20 protein-coding genes are annotated in these 22878 nt (G+C 65.8%); 8 read left to right on the top strand and 12 right to left on the bottom strand.

What is annotated here, in order from left to right; translation table 11 throughout:
* Positions 1-10: 10 nt before the first annotated feature.
* Complete coding sequence (gene prpB, locus HAV22_RS15100; protein ID WP_166859897.1) at positions 11-901, bottom strand: methylisocitrate lyase; 891 nt, start codon at positions 899-901, stop codon at positions 11-13.
* A 250-nt stretch (positions 902-1151) separates the two neighbouring features.
* On the opposite strand from prpB, the gene HAV22_RS15095 reads away from it, so the two are divergent.
* Positions 1152-2270 (top strand): alpha/beta hydrolase, encoded by a 1119-nt coding sequence (locus HAV22_RS15095; protein ID WP_166859896.1) that lies wholly within the window; start codon positions 1152-1154, stop codon positions 2268-2270.
* Between the two features lie 87 nt (positions 2271-2357).
* Here the strand turns inward: HAV22_RS15095 and HAV22_RS15090 are convergent, their stop codons facing one another.
* Both HAV22_RS15090 and HAV22_RS15085 read right to left on the bottom strand, forming a co-directional pair.
* A complete protein-coding gene (locus HAV22_RS15090) occupies positions 2358-4025 on the bottom strand; it encodes a cation acetate symporter (protein ID WP_371869657.1) in 1668 nt (555 codons plus the stop codon).
* Positions 4022-4363 carry a DUF485 domain-containing protein gene (locus tag HAV22_RS15085; protein ID WP_208296203.1) on the bottom strand — a complete coding sequence of 114 codons (342 nt, stop codon included), beginning with the start codon at positions 4361-4363 and terminating at the stop codon, positions 4022-4024. The genes HAV22_RS15090 and HAV22_RS15085 overlap by 4 nt, the downstream gene beginning before the upstream one ends.
* A 152-nt stretch (positions 4364-4515) precedes the next feature.
* Here HAV22_RS15085 and prpR point away from each other — a divergent pair, with 152 nt between their 5' ends.
* The 3 genes from prpR (at position 4516) to HAV22_RS15070 (ending at position 8968) form a co-directional block, all read left to right on the top strand.
* Positions 4516-6144, top strand: coding sequence for a propionate catabolism operon regulatory protein PrpR (prpR, locus tag HAV22_RS15080; RefSeq protein ID WP_166859895.1), 1629 nt, complete (start codon positions 4516-4518; stop codon positions 6142-6144).
* A gap of 266 nt (positions 6145-6410) precedes the next feature.
* Positions 6411-7787, top strand: coding sequence for a pyridoxal-phosphate dependent enzyme (locus HAV22_RS15075; RefSeq protein WP_166859894.1), 1377 nt, complete (start codon positions 6411-6413; stop codon positions 7785-7787).
* The gene (locus tag HAV22_RS15070) at positions 7784-8968 is read left to right on the top strand and encodes a trans-sulfuration enzyme family protein (RefSeq protein ID WP_166859893.1); all 1185 of its coding nucleotides are present in this window, start codon (positions 7784-7786) and stop codon (positions 8966-8968) included. The genes HAV22_RS15075 and HAV22_RS15070 overlap by 4 nt, the downstream gene beginning before the upstream one ends.
* A gap of 287 nt (positions 8969-9255) precedes the next feature.
* On the opposite strand, the gene HAV22_RS15065 is transcribed toward HAV22_RS15070, so the two are convergent.
* From HAV22_RS15065 to clpS, 3 genes are all read right to left on the bottom strand, one after another.
* Positions 9256-10881, bottom strand: coding sequence for a methyl-accepting chemotaxis protein (locus HAV22_RS15065; RefSeq protein WP_166859892.1), 1626 nt, complete (start codon positions 10879-10881; stop codon positions 9256-9258).
* Between the two features lie 158 nt (positions 10882-11039).
* Entirely contained in the window at positions 11040-13340 is a 2301-nt protein-coding gene (clpA, locus tag HAV22_RS15060) for an ATP-dependent Clp protease ATP-binding subunit ClpA (RefSeq protein ID WP_166859891.1), read from the bottom strand.
* The gene (clpS, locus tag HAV22_RS15055; RefSeq protein WP_027864722.1) at positions 13337-13639 is read right to left on the bottom strand and encodes an ATP-dependent Clp protease adapter ClpS; all 303 of its coding nucleotides are present in this window, start codon (positions 13637-13639) and stop codon (positions 13337-13339) included. The genes clpA and clpS overlap by 4 nt, the downstream gene beginning before the upstream one ends.
* A 325-nt stretch (positions 13640-13964) precedes the next feature.
* Here clpS and cspE point away from each other — a divergent pair, with 325 nt between their 5' ends.
* The gene (gene cspE / locus HAV22_RS15050; protein ID WP_036165387.1) at positions 13965-14168 is read left to right on the top strand and encodes a transcription antiterminator/RNA stability regulator CspE; all 204 of its coding nucleotides are present in this window, start codon (positions 13965-13967) and stop codon (positions 14166-14168) included.
* Between the two features lie 307 nt (positions 14169-14475).
* Here the strand turns inward: cspE and icd are convergent, their stop codons facing one another.
* Complete coding sequence (gene icd, locus HAV22_RS15045) at positions 14476-15729, bottom strand: NADP-dependent isocitrate dehydrogenase (RefSeq protein ID WP_166859890.1); 1254 nt, start codon at positions 15727-15729, stop codon at positions 14476-14478.
* Between the two features lie 132 nt (positions 15730-15861).
* Here icd and HAV22_RS15040 point away from each other — a divergent pair, with 132 nt between their 5' ends.
* The gene (locus HAV22_RS15040; protein ID WP_166859889.1) at positions 15862-16437 is read left to right on the top strand and encodes a pseudouridine synthase; all 576 of its coding nucleotides are present in this window, start codon (positions 15862-15864) and stop codon (positions 16435-16437) included.
* A 125-nt stretch (positions 16438-16562) separates the two neighbouring features.
* Positions 16563-16778, top strand: coding sequence for a hypothetical protein (locus tag HAV22_RS15035; RefSeq protein WP_166859888.1), 216 nt, complete (start codon positions 16563-16565; stop codon positions 16776-16778).
* 400 nt (positions 16779-17178) lie between these two features.
* On the opposite strand, the gene rpsT is transcribed toward HAV22_RS15035, so the two are convergent.
* Positions 17179-17445 (bottom strand): 30S ribosomal protein S20, encoded by a 267-nt coding sequence (gene rpsT, locus HAV22_RS15030; protein ID WP_075795330.1) that lies wholly within the window; start codon positions 17443-17445, stop codon positions 17179-17181.
* Positions 17446-17623: 178 nt separating this feature from the next.
* Between rpsT and murJ the strand changes: the two genes are divergently transcribed.
* Positions 17624-19168, top strand: a complete 1545-nt coding sequence (murJ, locus tag HAV22_RS15025; RefSeq protein WP_166859887.1) for a murein biosynthesis integral membrane protein MurJ — start codon at positions 17624-17626, stop codon at positions 19166-19168.
* A gap of 10 nt (positions 19169-19178) precedes the next feature.
* Here murJ and HAV22_RS15020 read toward each other — a convergent pair whose 3' ends face one another.
* The 4 genes from HAV22_RS15020 to HAV22_RS15005 are packed head-to-tail and all read right to left on the bottom strand — an operon-like array spanning position 19179 to position 22866.
* Entirely contained in the window at positions 19179-19922 is a 744-nt protein-coding gene (locus tag HAV22_RS15020) for a type II secretion system protein (RefSeq protein WP_229421248.1), read from the bottom strand.
* Complete coding sequence (locus HAV22_RS15015) at positions 19909-20301, bottom strand: type II secretion system protein (protein WP_229421247.1); 393 nt, start codon at positions 20299-20301, stop codon at positions 19909-19911. Before HAV22_RS15015 ends, HAV22_RS15020 begins: the two co-directional genes overlap by 14 nt.
* Positions 20302-20305: 4 nt before the next feature.
* Positions 20306-20785 carry a type II secretion system protein gene (locus tag HAV22_RS15010; protein WP_166859886.1) on the bottom strand — a complete coding sequence of 160 codons (480 nt, stop codon included), beginning with the start codon at positions 20783-20785 and terminating at the stop codon, positions 20306-20308.
* Complete coding sequence (locus tag HAV22_RS15005; protein WP_229421246.1) at positions 20782-22866, bottom strand: secretin GspD/PilQ domain-containing protein; 2085 nt, start codon at positions 22864-22866, stop codon at positions 20782-20784. Before HAV22_RS15005 ends, HAV22_RS15010 begins: the two co-directional genes overlap by 4 nt.
* Positions 22867-22878 lie beyond the last annotated feature (12 nt).

The following is a 22878-nucleotide window of genomic DNA, read 5'->3' as shown; positions in this document are numbered from 1 at the left end:
TGGTCTCCTTTTATTTGGCTTTATTCTGGGCGAACAGCGCGTCGAGCTTCTGTTCATAGCTGTGGTAATCGATGCGCTCGTACAGCTCGGCGCGGGTCTGCATCGTGTCGACGACGTTCTTCTGCGTCCCATCGCGGCGGATGGCTTCGTACACGTTTTCCGCGGCCTTGTTCATCGCGCGGAACGCCGAGAGCGGGTACAGCACGATGTCGACGTCGGCGCCGCGCAGCTCGTCCACGGTGAACAGCGGCGTCGCGCCGAATTCCGTGATGTTGGCGAGGATCGGTACCTTGACCGCCTTCTTGAACCGCGCGTACATCTCCAGGCTCGTGATGGCTTCCGGGAAGATCATGTCGGCGCCCGCCTCCACGCAGGCGACGGCGCGCTCGACGGCCTTGTCCAGGCCCTCGACCGCGAGCGCATCGGTGCGTGCCATGATGACGAAGTTGTCGTCGGTGCGCGCATCGACGGCCGCTTTCACGCGGTCGACCATCTCGCCCTGGCTGACGATCTCCTTGCCCGGACGGTGACCGCACCGCTTGGCGCCGACCTGGTCTTCGATGTGGCAGGCGGCCGCGCCGGCCTTGATCAGCGAACGGACAGTCCTCGCCACGTTGAACGCGGACGAACCGAATCCGGTGTCGACGTCGACGAGCAGCGGCAGGTCGCACACGTCCGTGATGCGACGCACGTCGATCAGCACGTCCTCGAGGCCCGAGATGCCGAGGTCCGGCAGGCCCAGCGACCCGGCCGCGACGCCGCCGCCGGACAGGTAGATGGCGCGGTAGCCGGCGCGCTTCGCGAGCAGCGCATGGTTGGCGTTGATGGCGCCGATGACCTGCAGCGGATGTTCGTCCTGGACGGCCTGGCGGAATGCGGCGCCGGCGGATTGTTGGCTCATGTCCTTACCTTTCTTGAAGCAAATCGGAGGGTGTGCCACAAGGTTTTGCAAGGACCGTGCCAGTGGGCTTGCGAGGCGGACAACCCCGATTTTCAAGGACTTGGGCGCGCGGGGCAAGCGCGCACGGCCGTCTGATGTTGCACAGCGTTTCAATCTGAAACGCCGGACGAAACAGCGAACCGCGATTGACAGGCCTGCAGAATTTGAACAGACTCCGCGCCACCACCCACCCACGAGCGAGGGAATCACCATGCCCCAACGTTCATCCCGGCTGTGCGCCCTGCTGCTGGCCACATTGACCATCGCGGCACCCGCCGGCGCGGCCGGCCCGGACAGCCGTGCGGACGCCGTGAAAATCATCGCGGAGATGCGCCGCATCGTCACCCCGCAAGGCATCGAAGAGACGCGTGCCGTGCGCATCGGCGGGATCGACCAGTGGATCAATGTGCGCGGGACGGACCGGCGCAATCCGGTGCTGCTGTTCCTGCACGGCGGCCCCGGCTACGTCGCGATGCCGACGAGCTGGTACTTCCAGCGCGGCTGGGAAGAGTATTTCACGGTCGTGCAATGGGACCAGCGCGGTGCGGGCAAGACGTATGCCGCGAACGACCCTGCGACGATCGCGCCCACGCTGAGGCGCGCGCGCATGCTGCAGGATGCCGAGGAAATGGTGGCCTTCCTGCGCAAGGAATTCGGCAAGGACCGCATCTTCGTGCTGGGCCATTCATGGGGCTCGTCGCTGGGCATCCAGCTGGCACGGCGCCACCCCGACTGGCTGCACGCGTACATCGGCGTCGGCCAGATCACGGACGGGATGGAGAGCGAGCGGCGCGGCTGGCGCTTCGCGCTGGACGCGGCGCGGCGCGAGGGCAACGAGGATGCCATCCACGACCTGGAATCGATCGCGCCGTATGCCGCACCGGGCAAGCCGCTGGCGCTGAAGGACTTGTACCTGCAGCGCAAATGGCTCGGCCACTACGGCGGCGCCGTGTACGGCAGGACCGGGTTCGACGCGGAAACGGCCGCCGCCAAGCTGGCGCCGGAATACACGGACGCGGACCTGCGCACGATGTGGGACGCGACGGCGTTCTCGTCGAGCCGCATGCTGGCGGACGTCCTCGCGCAGGACTTCAGCACCTACACGACGTTCGACTGCCCCATCGTCATCTTCAACGGGCGGCACGACTACAACGTGTCGTCATCAAGCACGGCGGAATGGTTCGAAAAAGTGAAGGCGCCGGCGAAGCAGCTCGTGTGGTTCGAGAACTCGGCGCACGAAATCTTCAACGAGGAGCCGGGCAAGACGCTCGTGGCGCTCGTGAAGTACGCGCGGCCGTTCGCGGAGAAAGCCGGGGATGTGGCGCCATAAAAGAAAAAACCCGCACGCGCGAACGTGCGGGTTTCCCGGATAGACGTAGGGTGGGCACACCGTGCCCACCTTGGCGTCGCCAACCGATCAGTGTGCCGATGCGCCAGCGGCACCGATACCGGTTTCCGCACGCACTTCCTGCGCTTCGAAACCGGCCTTGTCGATCGCGGCGCGCGGGCTGTTGTCGGTGATCGAGAACAGCCAGATGCCGACGAAGCCGACGGTCATCGAGAACAGTGCCGGCGACGTGTACGGGAAGATCTCGTGCGCATTGTGGAACACGTCGACCCACACGGACTTCGACAGCACGGTCAGCAGGACCGCGGTGGCCAGGCCCAGGAAGCCGCCCACGGTCGCTCCGCGAGTGGTGCACTTGCTCCACAGGACCGACATGAACAGCACCGGGAAGTTGGCCGACGCCGCGATCGCGAAGGCCAGCGAGACCATGAACGCGACATTGACCTTCTCGAACACGATACCCAGCAGCACGGCGGCGATGCCCAGGCAGACCGTCGTGATCTTCGAGACGCGCAGTTCGCTGCCCGGGGCCGGCTGGCCCTTCTTGATGACGGAGGCGTACAGGTCGTGCGACACGGCCGAGGCGCCGGACAGCGTCAGGCCGGCCACGACGGCCAGGATCGTTGCGAAGGCCACGGCCGAGATGAAGCCGAGGAACACGTCGCCGCCGACGGCTTTCGCGAGGTGCACGGCCGGCATGTTGGGGCCGCCCAGCAGCTTGCCGGCCGCGTCCTTGAAGGCCGGGTTGGTGCTCACCAGCACGATCGCACCGAAGCCGATGATGAAGGTCAGGATGTAGAAGTAGCCGATCCAGGTGGTCGCCCACAGCACCGATTTACGGGCTTCCTTGGCGCTCGGGACCGTGAAGAAGCGCATCAGGATGTGCGGCAGGCCGGCCGTACCGAACATCAGCGCCATGCCGAACGAGATACCGGAGATCGGGTCCTTGATGAAGCCGCCCGGGCCCATGATCGCATCCTTCTTGCTGTGCACTTCGACCGCCTTGGCGAACAGCGCTTCCGGGCTGAAGTTGTACATCGCGAGCACGGAGAACGCCATGAACGTGGCGCCGCCCAGCAGCATCACGGCCTTGATGATCTGCACCCACGTCGTCGCGGTCATGCCGCCGAACAGCACGTAGATCATCATCAGCGCGCCGACGATGACGACGGCGATCCAGTAGTCCAGGCCGAACAGCAGCTTGATCAGCTGGCCGGCGCCGACCATCTGCGCGATCAGGTAGAACAGCACGGTGACGAGCGTGCCCGACGCGGCGAACGAGCGCACCGGCTTCTGCGCGAAGCGGTAGGCGGCCACGTCGGCGAAGGTGAAGCGGCCCAGGTTACGCAGGCGCTCGGCCATCAGGAACGTGATGACGGGCCAGCCGACGAGGAAGCCGATCGCATAGATCAGGCCGTCGAAGCCGTTCGCGAACACGGCGGCAGAAATGCCCAGGAACGAGGCGGCCGACATGTAGTCGCCCGCGATCGCCAGGCCGTTCTGGAAGCCGGTGATGCCGCCGCCGGCCGTGTAGAAGTCGGACGCGGAACGGGTGCGCTTGGCGGCCCACTTGGTGATGAACAGGGTGAAGACGACGAACACGACGAACATCGAGATCGCGGTCCAGTTCGTGGCCTGCTTTTGCGCCTGGCCCAGGTCCGGGGCGGCGAGGACGGCGCCGGTGGCGGCCAGCAGCGCCGCGGCGGCGGCGCTCTTCATCAGGGTGGAATTCTTCATGCGCGCACCTTCTCTTTGCCGGACGCGGCGTTGCGTTGGATGGCGTCGGTCAGCGCGTCGAATTCGTTGTTGGCACGACGCACGTAGATGCCGGTGACGACGATCGTGAACAGGATCACGAACAGGCCGAGGGGCACGCCCCAGGACATGACGCCGGAACCGATCTTCGACGCCATGAACTGCTTGTCGAACGCATTCAGCAGCGTGAAGCCGTAGTACGCGATCATGACGAGCCACGTCAACGTCCAGCCGTAGCGGGAACGCGTTTTGACGAGCTTGTGGTAGTTCGGGTCTGCTTTGACCCGCTGGACGATTTCATCTTCCACTTTTGTCTCCATTTTAATAATCTCCGTTCAGGTGGACGGCCTGGCAACGATCCTAAGTGGGCCGCCTTACCCGATTCTTACGGCTGGCGGAAATGTTCGCGCCCAACCGTTTCAGCATGAAATCGGACTGAAACATCGGTTGCACGTTGCGGTACACTTGCAACATGAGTTACCCGAACCGACCCGCGCCCGCGCCGGCGCCGGACCAGGGCGCCGGCAAGCCCGTCATCTGGACGGTGTCCGTGTCGCGCCTGTCCGACCTGTTCCGCCACATCACGCCCGAATACGACCACCTGGCCCAGATCGAACCGCTGCACCTGGGCTTCGACGAAGCCGCCCGCCACATCCGCGAACGCATGGCGACGGAGCATTGCGACGTCGTGATCGCGGCCGGCTCGCAGGCGGCCTACCTGAAGGGCCGCGTGTCCGTGCCGGTCGTCGTGGCGACCGCGAGCGGATTCGACGTCATGCAGGCGCTGTCGCGCGCGCGCCGGCTGTCCACGCGCATCGGCCTCGTGCACTACCAGCGTCCCGTGGCCGAGCTGGCCGAGTTCGCGGCCACGTTCGGCCTCGCCATCGAGCAGCGCACCTATGTGACGGAAGACGATGCCCGCGCCAGCATCGCCGAGCTGAAGGCGGCCGGCGTGGAAGTCGTCGTCGGCGCGGGCCTGATCACGGACCTGGCCGAGGAAGCGGGACTCAAGACCGTGTTCGTGTACTCGCTCGATTCGATCCGGCGCGCGTTCGACGACGCCCTCGAGATGGCGCGCCTGACGCGGCTCGAGAGCGGGCGCGGACGGCGCGTGGCCGCGCCCGACAGCCGGCGCGCGCGCCGCGGCCTCGCCGACCTGCGGGGAGATTCCCCCGCGATGGAACGCCTGCGCCAGACCGTCGTGCTGTACGGGCGCTCGCCTGCGACGGTGCTCATCCAGGGCGAGACGGGCACCGGCAAGGAACTCGTCGCGCAGGCCATCCACCGCGAGAGTCCTCGGCGGGGCGCGAACCGGCCGTTCGTCGCCGTCAACTGCGGCGCGATCGCGGAGTCGCTGCTGGAATCGGAATTGTTCGGCCACGAGGAAGGCGCGTTCACGGGCGCGCGCCGGGGCGGCCATGCCGGCCTGTTCGAGGCGGCCGACGGCGGCACCCTGTTCCTCGACGAGATCGGCGAGATGCCGCTCGCCCTGCAGACGCGACTGCTGCGCGTGCTCGAGGAGCGCGAAGTGATGCGCGTGGGCGGCACGCGCCCCGTACCCATCGACGTACGCGTGATCAGCGCCACGCATTGCGACCTGGAGGCGCGCGTGCGCGAGGGCCGGTTCCGCGCCGACCTGTTCTACCGCCTCGCGGTGCTGCGCCTCGCCCTGCCCCCGCTGCGCGAGCGCCGCATGGACATTCCCGCGCTCGCCGACTGGGCGCTGAAGAACGCCCTCGCCGCGCTGAGCGCGCGGCCGCACCCGAATCTCGCCGCGGAAATCGCTGCGTGCGGCCCGCAGCTAGCGGCGTATGCGTGGCCGGGCAATGTGCGCGAACTGCGCAACGTGATGGAACGCCTCGCGCTGTTCCTCGCGGCCGAACCGTTGCAGGCGCTGACACCCGCGTTCCTGTTGTCGGTGGCGCCGGAACTGGGCGCGGCGCCCGTGCTCCCGGCCGTCGCCGCGCCGATACATCCCGCCCCGGCGCAGGAAACGGTGGCCGACGTGCTGGCGCGCTTCAACGGCCAGCGCGACGCCGCGGCGCGGCACCTGGGCATCAGCCGCACGACGTTGTGGCGCAGATTAAAAGCGGGCAACTGACGCCTCCGAGGCACGAACCCGGCGCTTCTTCGTAGGGTGGGCACCCCTGTGTCCACGCGGACGTATGCGGCCCGTTAGCGTTACGCGTGGGCACGGGGTGCCCACCCTACAATCTACGCACGCCTGCCCGTCTTAATTCGCCCCAACGCACGCGCGCGGCAAAAGCCGTAGTATTATTTTTTTACTACGGCCTGGCGCCCGATCGGCGCCAGCTTTCCGCACGCGGCGCCCACGAGGCCCGCGCCGCCCGTCCGCACGGAGGCAATATGCAAGACTTGTCGCAAGCTGCACTGTTTTCCCTGATCGGCAACACCCCCATGGTGGAAGTCACCCGCATGGACACGGGGCCCTGCCGCCTGTTCCTGAAGCTCGAATCGCAGAATCCGGGCGGCTCCATCAAGGACCGCGTGGGCCGCGCCATGATCGAGGCGGCGGAACGCGACGGCCGCCTGCAGCCGGGCGGCACCGTCGTCGAGGCCACGGCCGGCAACACGGGCCTGGGCCTCGCCCTCGTCGCGCGCATCAAGGGCTACCGCGTCGTGCTCGTCGTGCCCGACAAGATGGCGTCCGAAAAAATCCTGCACCTGAAAGCCCTCGGCGCCGAGATCCACCTGACCCGCTCCGACGTCGGCAAGGGCCATCCCGAGTACTACCAGGACTACGCGGCGCGGCTCGCGCGCGAGATCCCCGGCGCCTGGTTCGCCGACCAGTTCAACAATCCCGCGAACCCGACCGCCCACGAGACCACCACCGCCCCCGAAATCTGGGACCAGATGCGCCACGAGCTGGACGCGATCGTCGTCGGTGTCGGCTCGTCCGGCACCCTGACAGGCCTGTCGCGCTTCTTCGCGCGCGTGCAGCCCGACCTGGAATTCGTGCTGGCCGATCCGCAGGGCTCGATCCTCGCCGAGTACGTCGAGACGGGCAAAGTCAGCGACGTCTCCGGCTCCTGGGCCGTGGAAGGCATCGGCGAGGACTTCATCCCCTCGATCGCCGACATGTCGCGCGTGAAGACGGCGTATTCGATCAGCGACGAGGAGAGCTTCAACACGGCGCGCGAACTGCTGCGCCAGGAAGGCATCCTCGCCGGTTCGTCGACGGGCACCCTGCTCGCGGCCGCGCTGCGCTATTGCCGGGCGCAGACGACGCCGAAGCGCGTCGTGACCTTCGTCTGCGACACAGGCACGCGCTATCTCACCAAGGTGTACAGCGACGGCTGGATGGTCGACCAGGGCCTGCTGCACCGCCCCAGCACGGGCGACCTGCGCGACCTGATCGGGCGCCGCTTCGACGACGGCGAAGTCATCACGGTGTCTCCGACCGACACCCTGCTGACCGCCTTCAACCGCATGCGCAGCGCCGACCTCGCGCAGCTCCCCGTCATCGACAAGGGCAAGCTCGTGGGCCTGATCGACGAGTCCGACCTGCTGTTGCACGTCACCAGCGAACGCGAGCGCTTCAAGGCCCCGGTCTCCGGTACGATGACGTCCGACCTGCAGACCCTGGCGCCCTCCGCCGGCATGCAGCAGCTGCGCGACATCCTCGACCGCGGGCTGACCGCCGTCATCGCCGAGGGCGACCATTTCTATGGCCTCATCACCCGCTTCGACCTTCTCAACCACCTGCGCAGGACACTGACGTGACCCATCCAGACGACACGAACAAACGCCACATCGCCACGCGCGTCATCCACGGCGGCCAGGCGCCCGACCCGGCCACGGGCGCCGTGATGCCGCCCATTTACGCGACGTCGACCTTTGCCCAGGAAAGCCCCGGCGTGCACAAGGGCCTGGACTACGGCCGCTCGCACAACCCCACGCGCTGGGCGCTGGAGCGCTGCGTGGCCGACCTCGAGAGCGGTGGTGCGGCGTACGCGTTCGCGTCCGGCCTCGCCGCCATCGCGGCCGTGCTGGAACTGCTGCCGGCCGGCTCGCACATCGTCGCCGGCGACGACATGTACGGCGGCACCTATCGCCTGTTCGAGCGCGTGCGCCGCGCGAGCGCCGGCCACGAGTTCACGTACGTCGACCTGACGGACCCGCTGGCGCTCGCGAACGCGCTGCGACCGGAAACGAAGATGGTGTGGGTGGAGACGCCGACGAACCCGATGCTCAAGCTGGCCGACCTGCACGCGATCGCGCAGCTGTGCCGCGAGCGCGGCGTCATGACCGTGTGCGACAACACGTTCGCGAGTCCCATCAACCAGCGCCCGCTGGAACTGGGCATCGACGTCGTCGTGCACTCGACCACGAAGTACATGAACGGCCACTCGGACGTCATCGGCGGCGTCGCCGTCGTGGGCGGCCAGCCGCACCAGCAGGCGTGGCGCGAACGCCTCGGCTTCATCCAGAACGCCGTCGGCGCCATCCAGGGACCGTTCGACAGCTTCCTCGTCCTCCGCGGGATCAAGACGCTGGCGCTGCGCGTCGAGCGCAGCAACGCCAGCGCGCTGGACCTGGCGCAGTGGCTGTCGAGCCAGGCCAAGGTACGGCATGTGTATTACCCGGGCCTCGTGTCGCACCCACAGCATGAGCTGGCGCGGCGGCAGATGCACGGCTACGGCGGCATCATCTCCATCGACCTCGACACCGACCTCGCCGGCGCGCGCCGCTTCCTCGAACAGTGCGAGATCTTCACCCTGGCGGAAAGCCTGGGCGGCGTCGAGAGCCTGATCGAGCACCCGGCCATCATGACGCATGCGACGATTCCCGCGGACCAGCGTGCGCGGCTCGGGATCGGCGATGGGTTGATCCGGCTGTCGGTCGGGATCGAGCACGTGGACGATCAGCGCGCCGACCTGGCAAGGGCGCTGGCCGCGATCTGAAAATCCGTTTCTGTTGGATGGGGCATTTCAAGCCGGGGGCTTGAAATGCGTGCCCGCACGGACGCCGGCGGACCGCAAACGTTCGCGTGGGCGGAGGCCGCCCACCCTACTGCTGGCTCGGTAGGGTGGGCACCTCGTGCCCACGCGGACGCCGGCGGACCGCAAACATTCGCGTGGGCGGAGGCCGCCCACCCTACTGCTGGCTCGGTAGGGTGGGCACCTCGTGCCCACGCGGACGCCGGCGGACCGCAAACCCTCGCGTGGGCACAGGGGTGCCCACCCTACGATCAGGCCGGCGCTAGCAGCGCCAGGTCGTGCACGTACGCGTCCTCGTCGTCCGCGGCGAGCGCATGGCGCGCCGGCGCGTCGCCCTGCACACGGAACGTCGACACGACGTCCGTCAGCTCCTCCGCCTGCGCGCGCAACGTGGCCGCCGCGGCGGCCGCCTGCTCGACCATCGCCGCATTCTGCTGCGTCGCCTCGTCCATGTCGGCGATGACGCGGCGCACGCGCGCAATGCCGGCCGCCTGCTCCGAGCTGGCGCCGTCGATCGCATGGAGCAGATCGGCCACCTGCCGCACGCGGCCGAGGATCTCGCGCATCGTGCCGCCCGCGGCGCTGGCGATGCCCGCGCCGGATTCGATGGCGCCCGTCGATTCGCCGATGAGGTTCTTGATCTCCTTGGCCGCTGCCGCCGAATGCTGGGCCAGGCTGCGCACCTCGCCCGCGACGACGGCGAAGCCGCGTCCCTGCTCCCCGGCGCGCGCCGCCTCGACGGCCGCGTTCAAGGCCAGGATATTGGTCTGGAACGCGATCCCGTCGATCATCGCCGTGATGTCGCCGATGCGCGCGGCGGACTGGCGGATCGTCTCCATGCGCTCGACCATCTGCTCGACGGCGCCCGCGCCCTCCTGCGCGACGCTCGAGGCCGCGAGCGCGAGCGCGTTGGCGTCGTGCGCGTTGACGTGGTTCTGTCCGACCGCTTCGGTCAGGTCGGTCATCGCCTGCACGGTCGCATGCAGGCTGCGCGCCTGCTCTTCCGTCCGGTGCGACAGGTCGCGGTTGCCGGCCGCGATCTCGGCCGATGCATCATCGATCATCCGGGCACTGTCGAGCACTTGCACGACGGTGGCCGACACGCCGCCCGTCATATGGTTCAGCGCATCGAACAGGCGGCCGATCTCGTCGCCGCGGTCATGCGCGATGGTGGCGGAGAGATCGCCCGTGGCGACACGCTCGGCCAGCACGACGGCATCCTGCAGCGGCGTGACGATGCTGCGCGTGAGCAGCCAGCCGGCCGCGCAACCGATCAGCAACGCGGCCAGGCCGAACGCGGGCAGCAGCACGCGGCTGAGGGCGAACGCCTGCGCGGACGTGGCGGCCAGCGCGTGCGCCTCGCGCGTCTGCCACGCGAGCAGCGCGTCGAGGGCGTGCGTGTACGCGTCGAACGTGGTGGCCAAGTCGCCCGCCGTCATTTGTTCGACGTCCTGCGTTTTGCCGAGGTCCTTGGCCTGGAACACTTGCTGCCGCACTTTCAGGTAAGCGGCCTTGCGCTGCGCGGCGGCGTCGATCAACGCGCGTTCGTCGAGCCCGGACGGCAGCACACCCAGTTTCGATGCCAGGGCGGCCGCGTTCTTGTCGCCCTGCGTGAGCATGGCCTGGAAGTAGTCGGCCGCTTCGAGACTGTCGCTGCGGGCAATGGCCACGGCGCGCGTACCGTTCAGACGCGTCAGGCCCAGCAGCTCGGCCGTCATCTGCTGGCGGGCGAGCTTGTTGTTGACGAGATCGTTCGTGATCGCGTCGGCGGCGTGCATGCGCCACAACGCGACGATGGAAATGATGACGATGGCGAGAGACACCACGGCAAAGGCGCCGAGGATCTTGGTGCCGGTTTGAAGGTGGGCGAGTCGCATGGGTCACTGTCCGGAAGAGAGGGATGCGACCGATTATAGAAATGCCATGTGACAACAAAATGAATCAATGTGACAGCCATGCACTCTTTTGTGACGCGCCCATGACAAAAAAGAAAGCCCGCGCGAGGCGGGCTTTCGTCAAGCGATTCTGGGATCGCTTATTCGATTTCGACGGTCTCGACGGGCTCCGGCGGCGGCGGGACGTCGCCCTCCGGGAACTCGAGGAACACCTCGTCCTTCTCGTTCAGCTCGACCGTGACACGGCCGCCGTTCACGAGACGGCCGAACAACAGCTCGTCGGCCAGCGCCTTGCGGATCATGTCCTGGATGAGGCGCGACATCGGCCGTGCGCCCATCTGCGGGTCGAAACCTTTCTTCGCGAGGAACTTGCGCAGTTTCTCGGTGAAGATGGCTTCCACCTTCTTCTCGTGCAACTGCTCTTCCAGCTGCATCAGGAACTTGTCGACGACGCGCAGGATGATGTCCTCGTCGAGCGCGCGGAAGCTGATGATCGCATCCAGGCGGTTGCGGAACTCCGGCGTGAACATGCGCTTGATGTCGGCCATCTCGTCGCCCTGCGCCTTCGAATCCACGAAGCCGACGGAACGCTTGGTCAGGCTTTCGGCACCCGCGTTCGTGGTCATGATGATGATCACGTTGCGGAAGTCCGCCTTGCGGCCGTTGTTGTCGGTCAAGGTGCCATGGTCCATCACCTGCAACAGGATGTTGAAGATGTCCGGATGGGCCTTCTCGATCTCGTCCAGCAGCAGCACGGCATGCGGCTTCTTCGTGATGGCCTCGGTCAGCAGGCCGCCCTGGTCGAAGCCGACGTAGCCCGGCGGCGCACCGATCAGGCGCGACACGGCGTGACGCTCCATGTATTCCGACATGTCGAAACGCACCAGCTCGATGCCGAGGATGAACGCCAGCTGTTTCGCGACTTCCGTCTTGCCGACGCCGGTCGGACCGGAGAACAGGAACGAACCGATCGGCTTGTCCTGCTTGCCGAGGCCGGCGCGCGCCATCTTGATCGCGGACGCCAGCGCATCGATGGCCGGGTCTTGCCCGAACACGACGTTGCGCAGGTCGCGGTCGATGGTCTGCAGCTTGCTGCGGTCGTCCTGGTTGACGGTCTGCGGAGGAATCCGCGCGATCTTCGCGATGATGTCCTCGATCTCGGTCTTGCCGATGGTCTTCTTCTGCTTCGACTTCGGCAGCACGCGCTGCGCGGCACCCGCTTCGTCGATCACGTCGATCGCCTTGTCCGGCAGGTGACGGTCATTGATGAAGCGCGCAGCGAGCTCGGCCGCGGTCGACAGCGCCGACGCCGAATACTTCACGCCGTGGTGCTCTTCGAAGCGCGACTTGAGGCCGCGCAAGATCTGCACGGTCTGCTCGACCGACGGCTCGTTCACGTCCACTTTCTGGAAGCGGCGGCTCAAGGCGTGATCCTTCTCGAACACGCCGCGGAATTCCGTGAACGTGGTCGCGCCGATGCACTTCAGCTGGCCGTTCGCGAGGGCCGGCTTCAGCAGGTTCGATGCGTCGAGCGTGCCGCCCGATGCGGAACCGGCGCCGATGATCGTGTGGATCTCGTCAATGAACAGGATGCCGTTCGGCGTGTCCTTGAGCTGCTTCAACACCGCCTTCAGGCGTTGCTCGAAGTCGCCGCGGTACTTGGTGCCGGCCAGCAGCGCACCCATGTCCAGCGAATACACGACGGCATTCTGCAGGATCTCGGGCACGTCTTCCTGGACGATGCGCCATGCCAGGCCTTCCGCGATCGCGGTCTTGCCGACACCGGCCTCGCCCACGAGCAGCGGATTGTTCTTGCGGCGGCGGCACAGGATCTGGATCACGCGGTCCACTTCCTCTTCGCGCCCGATCAGCGGATCGATGCGGCCGTCGGCGGCAGCCTTGTTCAGGTTCTGGGTGAACTGATCCAGCGGGCTTTCCTTGGCCTGGCCTTCGACCTGCGCCTCTTCCACGCCTTCCGACGCCTTCTGGCTGTCGATCTGCTGGTCCTTGCGAACGCCGTGCGAGATGAAGTTGACCACGTCGAGACGGGTCACGCCCTGCTGGTGCAGGTAGTAAACGGCGTGCGAGTCCTTCTCGCCGAAGATCGCCACGAGCACGTTCGCGCCCGTCACTTCCTTCTTGCCGTTGGACGCGGACTGGACATGCATGATCGCGCGCTGGATCACGCGCTGGAAGCCCAGCGTCGGTTGAGTGTCGACTTCGCCCGTGCCGGGCACGGTCGGCGTGTTGTCGCCGATGAAATTCGTCAAGGTCTTGCGCAGATCTTCGATGTTGACCGCGCACGCACGCAGGACTTCAGCGGCCGACGGATTGTCGAGCAGCGCCAGCAGCAGGTGTTCGACCGTGATGAACTCGTGCCGAGCCTGCCGCGCTTCGACAAAGGCCATATGTAGAGATACTTCCAGTTCCTGCGCAATCATACTTCCTCCATCACGCACTGCAGGGGGTGGCCTGCCTTGCGCGCATGCGTTAATACAAACTCCACTTTGGTACACGCTATATCTTTGGAAAACACGCCGCACACGCCCTTGCCATGGCGGTGTACGGAAAGCATGATCTGCGTGGCCGTTTCGCGATCCTTGTTGAAGTACTCCTGGATGATGGCGACCACGAACTCCATCGGCGTGTAGTCGTCATTGAGCAACGCCACCTGATACAACGGGGGTGGCTTGACGGTCTGCCGCTCCAGCAGCTGTTCGGTATCGTGCTTGGTTGCCATAGGGGTATTCTAAATTGCTTTCGATCTTCGTGTGTGCGGAAACTAACCCTCAGGGTAATCCCAGTTGCTTTCATCTTACGCGTTTTCCAGCCGGAGCACAGATGGCGGTCCGATTGCCAAAATCAAGAGGTTGTTTTTAGGCGATTGTGAAAATTTTTACAACGGTCGTTCAAAACCGCTTGACTTACAAGATTATTGCACCAACAATGCAGTTATTGACATGTACTTATGTACTTGTTGATAAGAAGTGAGCAGGCTGAGGAGGGGGCAAGAAGCTTCTTGCTTTTATGGCTCGTGTGATTTGTTTTTAATCGAAGGTTATTTTATGGCAACAGGTACTGTTAAGTGGTTCAATGATTCCAAAGGTTTTGGCTTCATCACCCCTGATGACGGCGGCGAGGATTTGTTCGCACACTTCTCCGCAATCAATATGAACGGTTTTAAGACCCTCAAAGAAGGTCAAAAAGTCCAATTCGAAGTCACGCAAGGCCCGAAAGGCAAGCAAGCTTCCAACATCGTCGGCGCGTAAGCTCCCTCTGGAAGCAGAAGACCCCGCCGCGGCGGGGTTTTTTTCTTTCTGCGCCAGGCACGGCAGTGCGCGGCGCGGATCCTCGGCGCTTGCACCGCGCCGCCCTCATCCCAGTCGTGACGCTCATTGTTGGCATATGTGCAATCGTTTGCCGTCGCGAAACGTCTGCATGTGGCAAATCAAACGTCCCAGCCTCTTATATTCTTTAGCCCGCTTATCGTCGCCGCGGTATGCGCGCTTATATAGAGTGATAAAAGAAAAAGCCCCGCTATTAACGGGGCTTTTGATTTGCATCAATCGTTTGCAATTACATATTTTCGATCATCACATCGCCGAAGCCCGAGCACGACACTTGCGTCGCGCCTTCCATCAGGCGCGCGAAGTCGTAGGTGACGCGCTTCGATGCGATCGCCCTTTCCATCGAGCTGATGATGAGGTCGGCAGCTTCCGTCCACCCCATATGGCGCAGCATCATCTCGGCCGACAGGATCAGCGAACCCGGGTTCACGTAGTCCTTGCCCGCGTACTTCGGCGCCGTGCCGTGCGTCGCTTCGAACATGGCGACGGAGTCGGACATGTTCGCGCCCGGCGCGATGCCGATGCCGCCGACCTGGGCCGCCAGCGCGTCGGAGACGTAGTCGCCGTTCAGGTTCAGTGTGGCGATCACGCTGTACTCGGCCGGGCGCAGCAGGATCTGCTGCAGGAACGCGTCCGCGATGGAATCCTTGACGACGATGTCCTTGCCCGTGTGCGGGTTCTTGAACTTGCACCACGGGCCGCCGTCGACGAGTTCGGCGCCGAATTCCCGTTGCGCCAGTGCATAGCCCCAGTCGCGGAAACCGCCTTCCGTGTACTTCATGATATTGCCCTTGTGGACCAGGGTCACGGACGGCTTGTCGTTGTCGACCGCGTACTGCAGCGCCTTGCGCACGAGGCGCTCGGTGCCTTCGCGCGACACGGGCTTGATGCCGATCGCGGACGTGCCCGGGAAGCGGATCTTGCGCACGCCCATTTCGCGGGTCAGGAACTCGATGACCTTCTTCGCCTCGGGCGACTCGGCCGCCCATTCGATACCGGCGTAGATGTCTTCCGAGTTCTCGCGGAAGATCACCATGTCGGTCTTGTGCGGCTCGCGCAGCGGCGACGGCACGCCGTTGAAGTAGCGCACGGGGCGCAGGCAGACGTACAGGTCGAGCTCCTGGCGCAGCGCGACGTTCAGCGAACGGATGCCGCCGCCGACGGGCGTCGTCAGCGGCCCCTTGATCGACACGACGTACTCGCGCACGACGTCCAGCGTTTCCGGCGGCAGCCATACGTCCGGGCCGTAGACCTGGGTCGACTTCTCGCCCGCGAACACTTCCATCCACGCGATCTTGCGCTGGCCACCGTAGGCCTTCGCCACGGCCGCGTCGACCACCTTGCGCATCACAGGGGTGATGTCGACGCCCGTGCCGTCACCCTCGATGAACGGGATGACGGGCTGGTCGGGGACGTTCAGGCTGAAGTCCGCGTTGACGGTAATCTTTTGACCACCGGTAGGTACTTGGATATGTTGAACCATCATGTTCTCCGAAATGGGCGCATGGCGGGACGCCAGGTCTGCGGGCTCCATTAGATTAGAATAGTGATCGGGTCGTCGGTCTTGTCTAAGACGCAACACTGGCACGACATTATGCACCAAAAACTATTCCCCATGTCTCTGATCCTGTTCAACAAACCCTACCAGGTCCTGTGCCAGTTCTCGCGCGAGGGCGAGCGCCCCACCCTCGCCGACTACCTCGACATCCCGAACATCTACCCCGCCGGCCGCCTCGATGCCGACAGCGAAGGCTTGATGCTGCTCACGGACGACGGCCGCCTGCAGCACCAGATCGCCCATCCGGACCACAAGGAAGCAAAAACTTATCTCGTGCAGCTGGAGGGCGTCGCCGACCGCGCCAGCCTCGCGCGCCTGCAGGCGCCCATCGACCTCGGCGACTTCACGACGAAGCCGTGCCGCGCTGCGCTGATCGCGGAACCGGAGTGGCTGTGGCCCCGCAATCCCCCGATCCGAACGCGCCAGGGCAAACCGACCAGCTGGATCGCGATCACGCTCGAGGAAGGCAAGAACCGCCAGGTGCGCCGGATGACGGCGGCCGTCGGGCTGCCCACGTTGCGCCTGGTGCGTTCCAGCATCGGACCGTATTCGCTGGCGACGCATCCGTTGATGCCGGGAGAATGGATGGAAGTGGACGCTGCGGACGTCGGCGCCAATCGTGCCGGAATTTAACCTGCATCAACCTTTCGAAAAGTTAATGTAGGCGCGAAGAAAACCTGTCAACCGGCAATTCTTGGCCACCGTTAAGGGAACAGATTCACCGTTGTGGATCACCATCTTCTTTAAAGGAACCCGAAATGTCCAAACTGATCGCTGGCCTGGTTGCTTCCCTGTTCGCCGTTTCCGCTTTCGCCGCCACCCAGGCCGCGGCACCGGCAGCTGCCGCTCCGGCTGCATCGACCACGGCCGAGCAGCCTGCCGCTCCCGCGAAGAAAATGAAGAAGCACCACAAGAAGGCCAAGAAGGCCGCCGCCGCCGAAGCCGCTTCGGCCGAACCGGCAGCAGCGAAGTAAGCGCTTCGCCGCACGACCAGGCAGCCTGCGGGCTGCCTTTTTTACGCCTGTCGGGTTTCATGCCGAATTCGGGGTCAGCGAATTCGGGGTCAGAGCACGTTAAATATCGAATTCGGGGTCAGAGCACTTTTGTGCGCAATGTACTAAAAGATAAAATCACTTCAGCGTCGACACGCACGACACTCAACGGCTTCACTAGGACGCGCGGCAGGATAGCCGCCGCCGCCGATGATACCCATGCGACATGTCGCGCCAATGTGCTCTGACCCCGAACTCGTGCTCTGACCCCGAATTTGACGCCGGCTCCAGGCAACAAAAAACCCGCCGGACATGCGTCGAGCGGGTTCTTCATCCACGCCGGGCGCGCGACCTCGGTCGCGCGGGCGTTGCCGTCGGATTATTAAGCCGACAGGGCCTTGATGGCGGCCGCCAGGCGGCTCTTGTGGCGAGCGGCCTTGTTCTTGTGGATGATTTTCTTGTCAGCGATGCTGTCGATGGTCGACACGGACTGCTGGAAGATTTGCGAGGCAGCGGCCTTGTCGCCAGCCTGGATGGCCTTGCGGACGGCCTTGATTGCGGTACGCAGGGTCGAGCGCTGGGCCGAGTTGTGCGCGTTTTGCTTAACTGCCTGACGAGCGCGCTTGCGCGCCTGTGCGGTATTTGCCATGGAATTTCCTAATCGGGGTCAAGTTGCGTTTGCAAACATTCAAACCGGCCCATTCCAGTGCCTGCCAAACGAGTGTCTGCCAACAGAATTCAATACAGCCCTCGATTATAGCGAAGGTTTCATCGTTGGGCAAATCCTGGTTCGTTTTTGTGCAATAGCCCAGCTATAATCGCGGGCTATGAACCTACTCAAGACCCTGGCAGCCATCTCGAGCATGACGATGCTGTCCCGTATCACCGGCCTGTTGCGCGATTCCCTGTTTGCCCGTGCCTTCGGCGCCAGCGACTATACCGACGCCTTCAACATCGCCTTCCGCCTGCCCAACCTGCTGCGCCGCCTGTTCGGCGAGGGTGCGTTCTCGCAAGCGTTCGTGCCGATCCTAGCCGAATACAAGAGCCAGAAAGGCGACGCCGCCACCCGCACCCTCGTCGACCACGTCGCGAACACCCTCGTGTGGGCCACATTGGCGACCAGCATCCTCGGAATCATCGGGGCCCCCATCGTCCTGTACGTGATCGCGAGCGGTCTCAAGGGCGCCGCATTCGACGCCGGCGTCGTCATGACCCGCCTGATGTTCCCGTACATCCTGTGCATGTCGTTCGTCGTGCTGGCGGGCGCGGTACTCAACACCTGGCGCGAATTCAAGATTCCGGCGTTCACACCCGTGCTGTGGAACCTGTCGTCGATCTTCTTTTCGCTGTTCATGGTGAAGTATTTCGACGTGCCGATCTATTCGATGGCCGTCGCGGTGATGGTCGGCGGCGTGCTGCAGGTCGGCGTCCAGATCCCGGCACTGCAGCGCATCGGCATGCTGCCCCGGCTGTCGTTCAACCCCCTCGCGGGCCTGTCCGACCCCGGCGTGCGCCGCATCCTCAAGAAGATGGGCCCCGCCGTGTTCGCCGTGTCGGCCGCCCAGATCAGCCTACTCATCAACACGAACATTGCGTCGCGCCTCGGCGCCGGCAGCGTCTCCGTGCTGCAGTACGCCGACCGGCTGATGGAATTCCCGACCGGCATGCTGGGCGTGGCGCTGGGCACCGTGCTGCTGCCCAGCCTGTCGAAGGCGAACGCGGACGGCGACCCCGTCGAATACTCCGCCCTGCTCGACTGGGGCCTGCGCCTGACGTTCCTGCTCGCGCTCCCGGCCGCCGTCGGCCTCGCCGCATTGGCCGAGCCGCTGATCGCCACCCTCTTCAACTACGGCGCCTTCAACGCGCACGCCGTGACGGCCGCCACCGCGCCGCTGATGGCGTATGCGGCAGGCCTGCTCGGCATCATCCTCGTCAAGATCCTCGCGCCCGCGTTCTATGCGCGCCAGGACATCCGCACGCCCGTGAAAATCGCCATCGGCGTGCTGATCGCCACGCAGTTGATGAACCTCGTGTTCGTGCCCGTGCTGGGCGTGGCGGGCCTTGCGCTGTCGATCGGCCTCGGCGCCTGCATCAACGCGAGTTTCCTGTTCACGGGACTGCGCCGCCGCGCGATCTACGTGCCGCATGCCGGCTGGCTGCCGTTCTTCCTGAAGGTCGTCGCGGCCGTCGCGCTGATGGGCGCCGTGGCGTGGTTCAGCCAGGCGCAGCTCGACTGGGCCGCGCTGCGCGCCCATCCGCTGCTGCGCGCCGGTGCGCTGTTCCTCATCATCGGCGCGAGCGCGGTCGTCTATTTCGCCGCGCTGCTGGCGCTGGGCTTCCGTCCGCGCCACTTCATGCGCCGCGCCAAGTGACGGGACGGGTCTAGCGGCCGGCGTCCTCGGATGGCGGCGGCGCGGGCTCGCCGGGCACGGGCGACGGCATGGCCTCGGGAGGCCTGGCCGGCGGCGGCATGGCCTCAGGCAACAAAATGGGCGCGGGCGGCTGTCCGCCGCCCGGGCGCGCCGGATCGAATGGCGTGCCGCCGGGCGCGGGAAACAGCGACGGTTGTCCCGTCGGCACACCATTCGGCAGCGCCTGCCCCGGGGTCTCCCGCGCGAACGTCGGCCCCTGCACCACAGTCATTCCCGTCGACGCGAACTTCCAGTCCGAGATGTGCTCCTTGTTCTCGAACCCGGGGAAGCGCGCGTCAAAATTTCCGATCTTCAGCGGCTTCGCCGTCGACAGGCTGTACACGGCGACGACGCCCCTGCGTTCGCCCGGGTTCGTCCACACGATGCCCCATTCGGCCTTGCCCGTCATGGGGTCGACGAAGATCTTGCGCAGGTGCCGCCGCACGCCGGGAAAGCGCGGGTCCTTCAGCAATTCCTTCAGCGTCGGCGGCTGCGCCGGCTGGCCCTTCGGCGTCGCCTCCGCATACGTGCGCAGCGCTTCGCCGAACGCGGCGCCGATGTCCAGCAGCTCCTCCTCGGCCGCGGCCCGGCGCAGCAGCGCGTCGATCTTCAGCGTGGCCGCGCCGACGAGGCCGATCACCGTCACGAGGATCACGAGGCCGAGATAGGTGAAGCCCCTGTCGCGGCGCGCCCGCATGGCGTCACCACTCGGCATACGGCTTGCCGTTGCGGCCGTTGCCCGGTGCGCCGCTGTGGATGTCGTACACGCCACCCTTGTCGTCGCCCTCGGGCGGGACGATGACCCAGGTCGCGTCGCTTTCGGCGATCGGGTCGTACGGCAGCGTCGCCAGGTAGCGCTTGTCGACGAGTTGCTGCAGCGAGTCCGGATAGCGCCCCGTGTCGCCGTGGAACTGGTCGATCACGGCGCGCGTATTGCGCAGGTTCTCGGCGAGGATCGTCTCCTTCGTGCTGTCGATCTTCGGGAAGAAGCGCGGCACCGCGAGCGTCAGCAGCAGCGCCACGATGCCCAGCACCACCAGCAGTTCGATCAGGGTGAAGCCCCGCTTGCGGGTCATGGTCGGTGTCGAAGTCATGCGCTCACCAGCGGCTGTAGGGGATGTCGTTCAGCCCGACCTTGCTTGAAGTCGAGTAGACGTCGTACACGTCGTCCCCTTCCTTCGGTTCGTCCGGCTCGCTCGCGTAGCTGCGCTTGCCCCACGTCTCGGCGTCCTTCAGGTCGGCGTTGCCGTTGAACGGGTCGCGCGGCAGGCGACGCAGAAAATAGATCTTCGCCTTCTTCGGGCTGCGCTGGTCCGGCACGCCATCGACGAGCACCTCCAGCTTCGGCGGATACCCGCTGGCGCCGGCCGCGCGCGCGACGCGGCCCTCGTCGCCGGCCTTCTTGTACGCGTCGATGGCGGCGCGGATCTCGCGCAGCGCCGTGCGCAGCTCCTGTTCGTGGCGGCGCTGCAGCGCGACCTGGGCCACCGGCACCACCAAGGTCCCGACCAGGGCCAGGATCGCGAGGGTGACGAGCAGCTCGATCAGGGTGAAGCCGCGCGGGCGCCGTGCGTTCATTGCTGGTTCGGAAAGGCCGCGCGGCCCGCGGGCACGGGAGCTTGTGTCGGCGCAGGCTGGGGCATCGGCGTCACGTCCGGCGGCGGCAGCGGCGTGATCTGGACCGGCGGCGCCACCGGCAGGTCGGACGGCGGCACGGACGGGGGCGCGGACGGCAGGGTGGCGGTGCCGCCGACGCTGGTGGCCGGCACCATCCCGCCCGGCGCGGGCGCCGGCGCAGGCGTGACCGGCAGCGGCGCGAGCGTGTTCGGTACGGGCGCGGCACTCGGCCGCACGCCCTGCCCCGGCATCTGCACCGTCCCGCGCCCACCCGAGTCGGGGCGGCGGCGGAAGCTGGCTTCCGTGCCGGCGCTGAATTCGGACGTGGACGCCGGCGGGCGCTGCACGTTGCGGATCAGGTGCGGTGTGATCGACAGCACGACCTCCGTCTTGTTGCGCGTGTCCTGCTGGCTGCCGAACAGGCGGCCGAGGATGGGGAAGTCGCCGATGCCGGGCAGCTTGGTGCTGCTCGACCGGTCCTCGTTCTTGATCAGGCCCGCCAGCACCTGGTTCTCGCCGTCCTTCAGCTGCAGCATCGTCGACGCGGAACGCGTGCCGATGCGGTACGCCGTCGTGCCGCCCTTCGTCGTGACTGTGTCCACGAGGTTGCTCACTTCGAGCGAGATGCGGATGCCGACTTCGTTGTTCAGGTAGACGGTGGGCTCGACGTCCAGCTTCAGGCCCACGTCGACGTAGTTGACGGACTCCGACGCGAAGCCGCCCACGCCCGACGAGATGGTCGTCGTGATCGTCGGCAGCTTGTCGCCGATGACGACCTTGGCCTTTTCCTTGTTGCGCACGCGGATGCGGGGCGCGGCCAGCGTGTCGGAATCGCCGTCCGTCTTGCTCGCGGTGACGGAACCGGCGACGCCCGTCACGCCGATCGTCTTGCCGTTCAGGTGGCGCAGCTGGTCCACGGTGATCGCGGCGCCGGTCGCCGTTGCCAGCGGCGTGAACGACAGGCTCGTGGGCCAGTCGATGCCCAGGTCGAGCAGCCGGTTGCGCTGCACCTCGAGCACCTCGACGTCCAGCATCACCTCGGCCTCCGGCACGTCCTGCAGCGCGACCAGCTGCGACGCCACCTTCACGGCTTCCGGCGTGTCGCGCAGGATCACGAGATTCAGCTTCTCGTCCACCACCACGTCGCGCGACTTCAGGATCGTCTTCAACGTGTTGGCGATGTTCTTGGCTTCCGCGTTGGCCAGGTAGAAGGTCTTCACCGTCATCTCCTGGTATTCCTTCTGCTTGGCCGCGATGTTCGGGTAGATCAGGATCGTGTTGCCATCCATGACCTGGCGTTCCAGCTGGTTCGTCATCAAGAGGTAATAGACGGCCGCTTCCACCGTGCTGTTCTTCAGGAAGACCGACGCGCGCTGGTCCGTCTTGACGTCCTTGTCGAACAGGAAGTTGAGGCCCGAGTGGCGCGCGATCACTTCGAAGATCTGCTTCAGCGGGGCGTCGCGGAATTCCAGGCTGATCGGCGAGCGGAACGCGGCCGTCAGCGCGGCCTCCGGCGACGCGGCCTCGATCTTTTCGTTCACGACCGCGAGCAGGTCGCGCGCCGGATCGTACGTGGGGCGCTCCGTCAGGATCGCGGACAGCTTCGCCTTCGCCGCCTCGTAGTCCTTGCGTTCGATGGCGGCGCGCGCCTCCGTCATCAAGACCCCGTGGCGGCGGTCGGCGTCGACCTGGCGCAGGCCGGCGCGCGCGCGCTCGTTCAAGGGGTCGATCGCCAGCACGCGCCGGTAGTCCTGCACGGCCAGGTCGGCCTTGCCGCCGGCCAGTTCACGGTCGGCCTGCGGCAGCAGGCGGTTCGTCGCGGTGTCGCGCGCGCGCAGGAACGCGGTCTTGTAGGCGACGTTGGCCGGGTCAACGGCCAGCGCTTCCTGGTATTTCACGAGCCCGGCCTCGACCTTGTCCTGCGCGACGAGCTCGTTCCCTTCGCGATACGCCATCTGCGCGGCGCAGCCGGACAGCAGCAAGGCCAGCGCGGCCGGGAGCAGCCGGCGGGCCAGCATGGTGGGCAGTGAAGACCGGGGCATCCGGCCTGCCGT

It is taken from the genome of Telluria antibiotica (genome assembly GCF_011682055.1).
Lineage (GTDB): Bacteria > Pseudomonadota > Gammaproteobacteria > Burkholderiales > Burkholderiaceae_D > Telluria > Telluria antibiotica.
The sequence above is the reverse complement of the archived record's forward strand: the minus strand, read 5'-3'. Positions and strand labels throughout refer to the sequence as shown.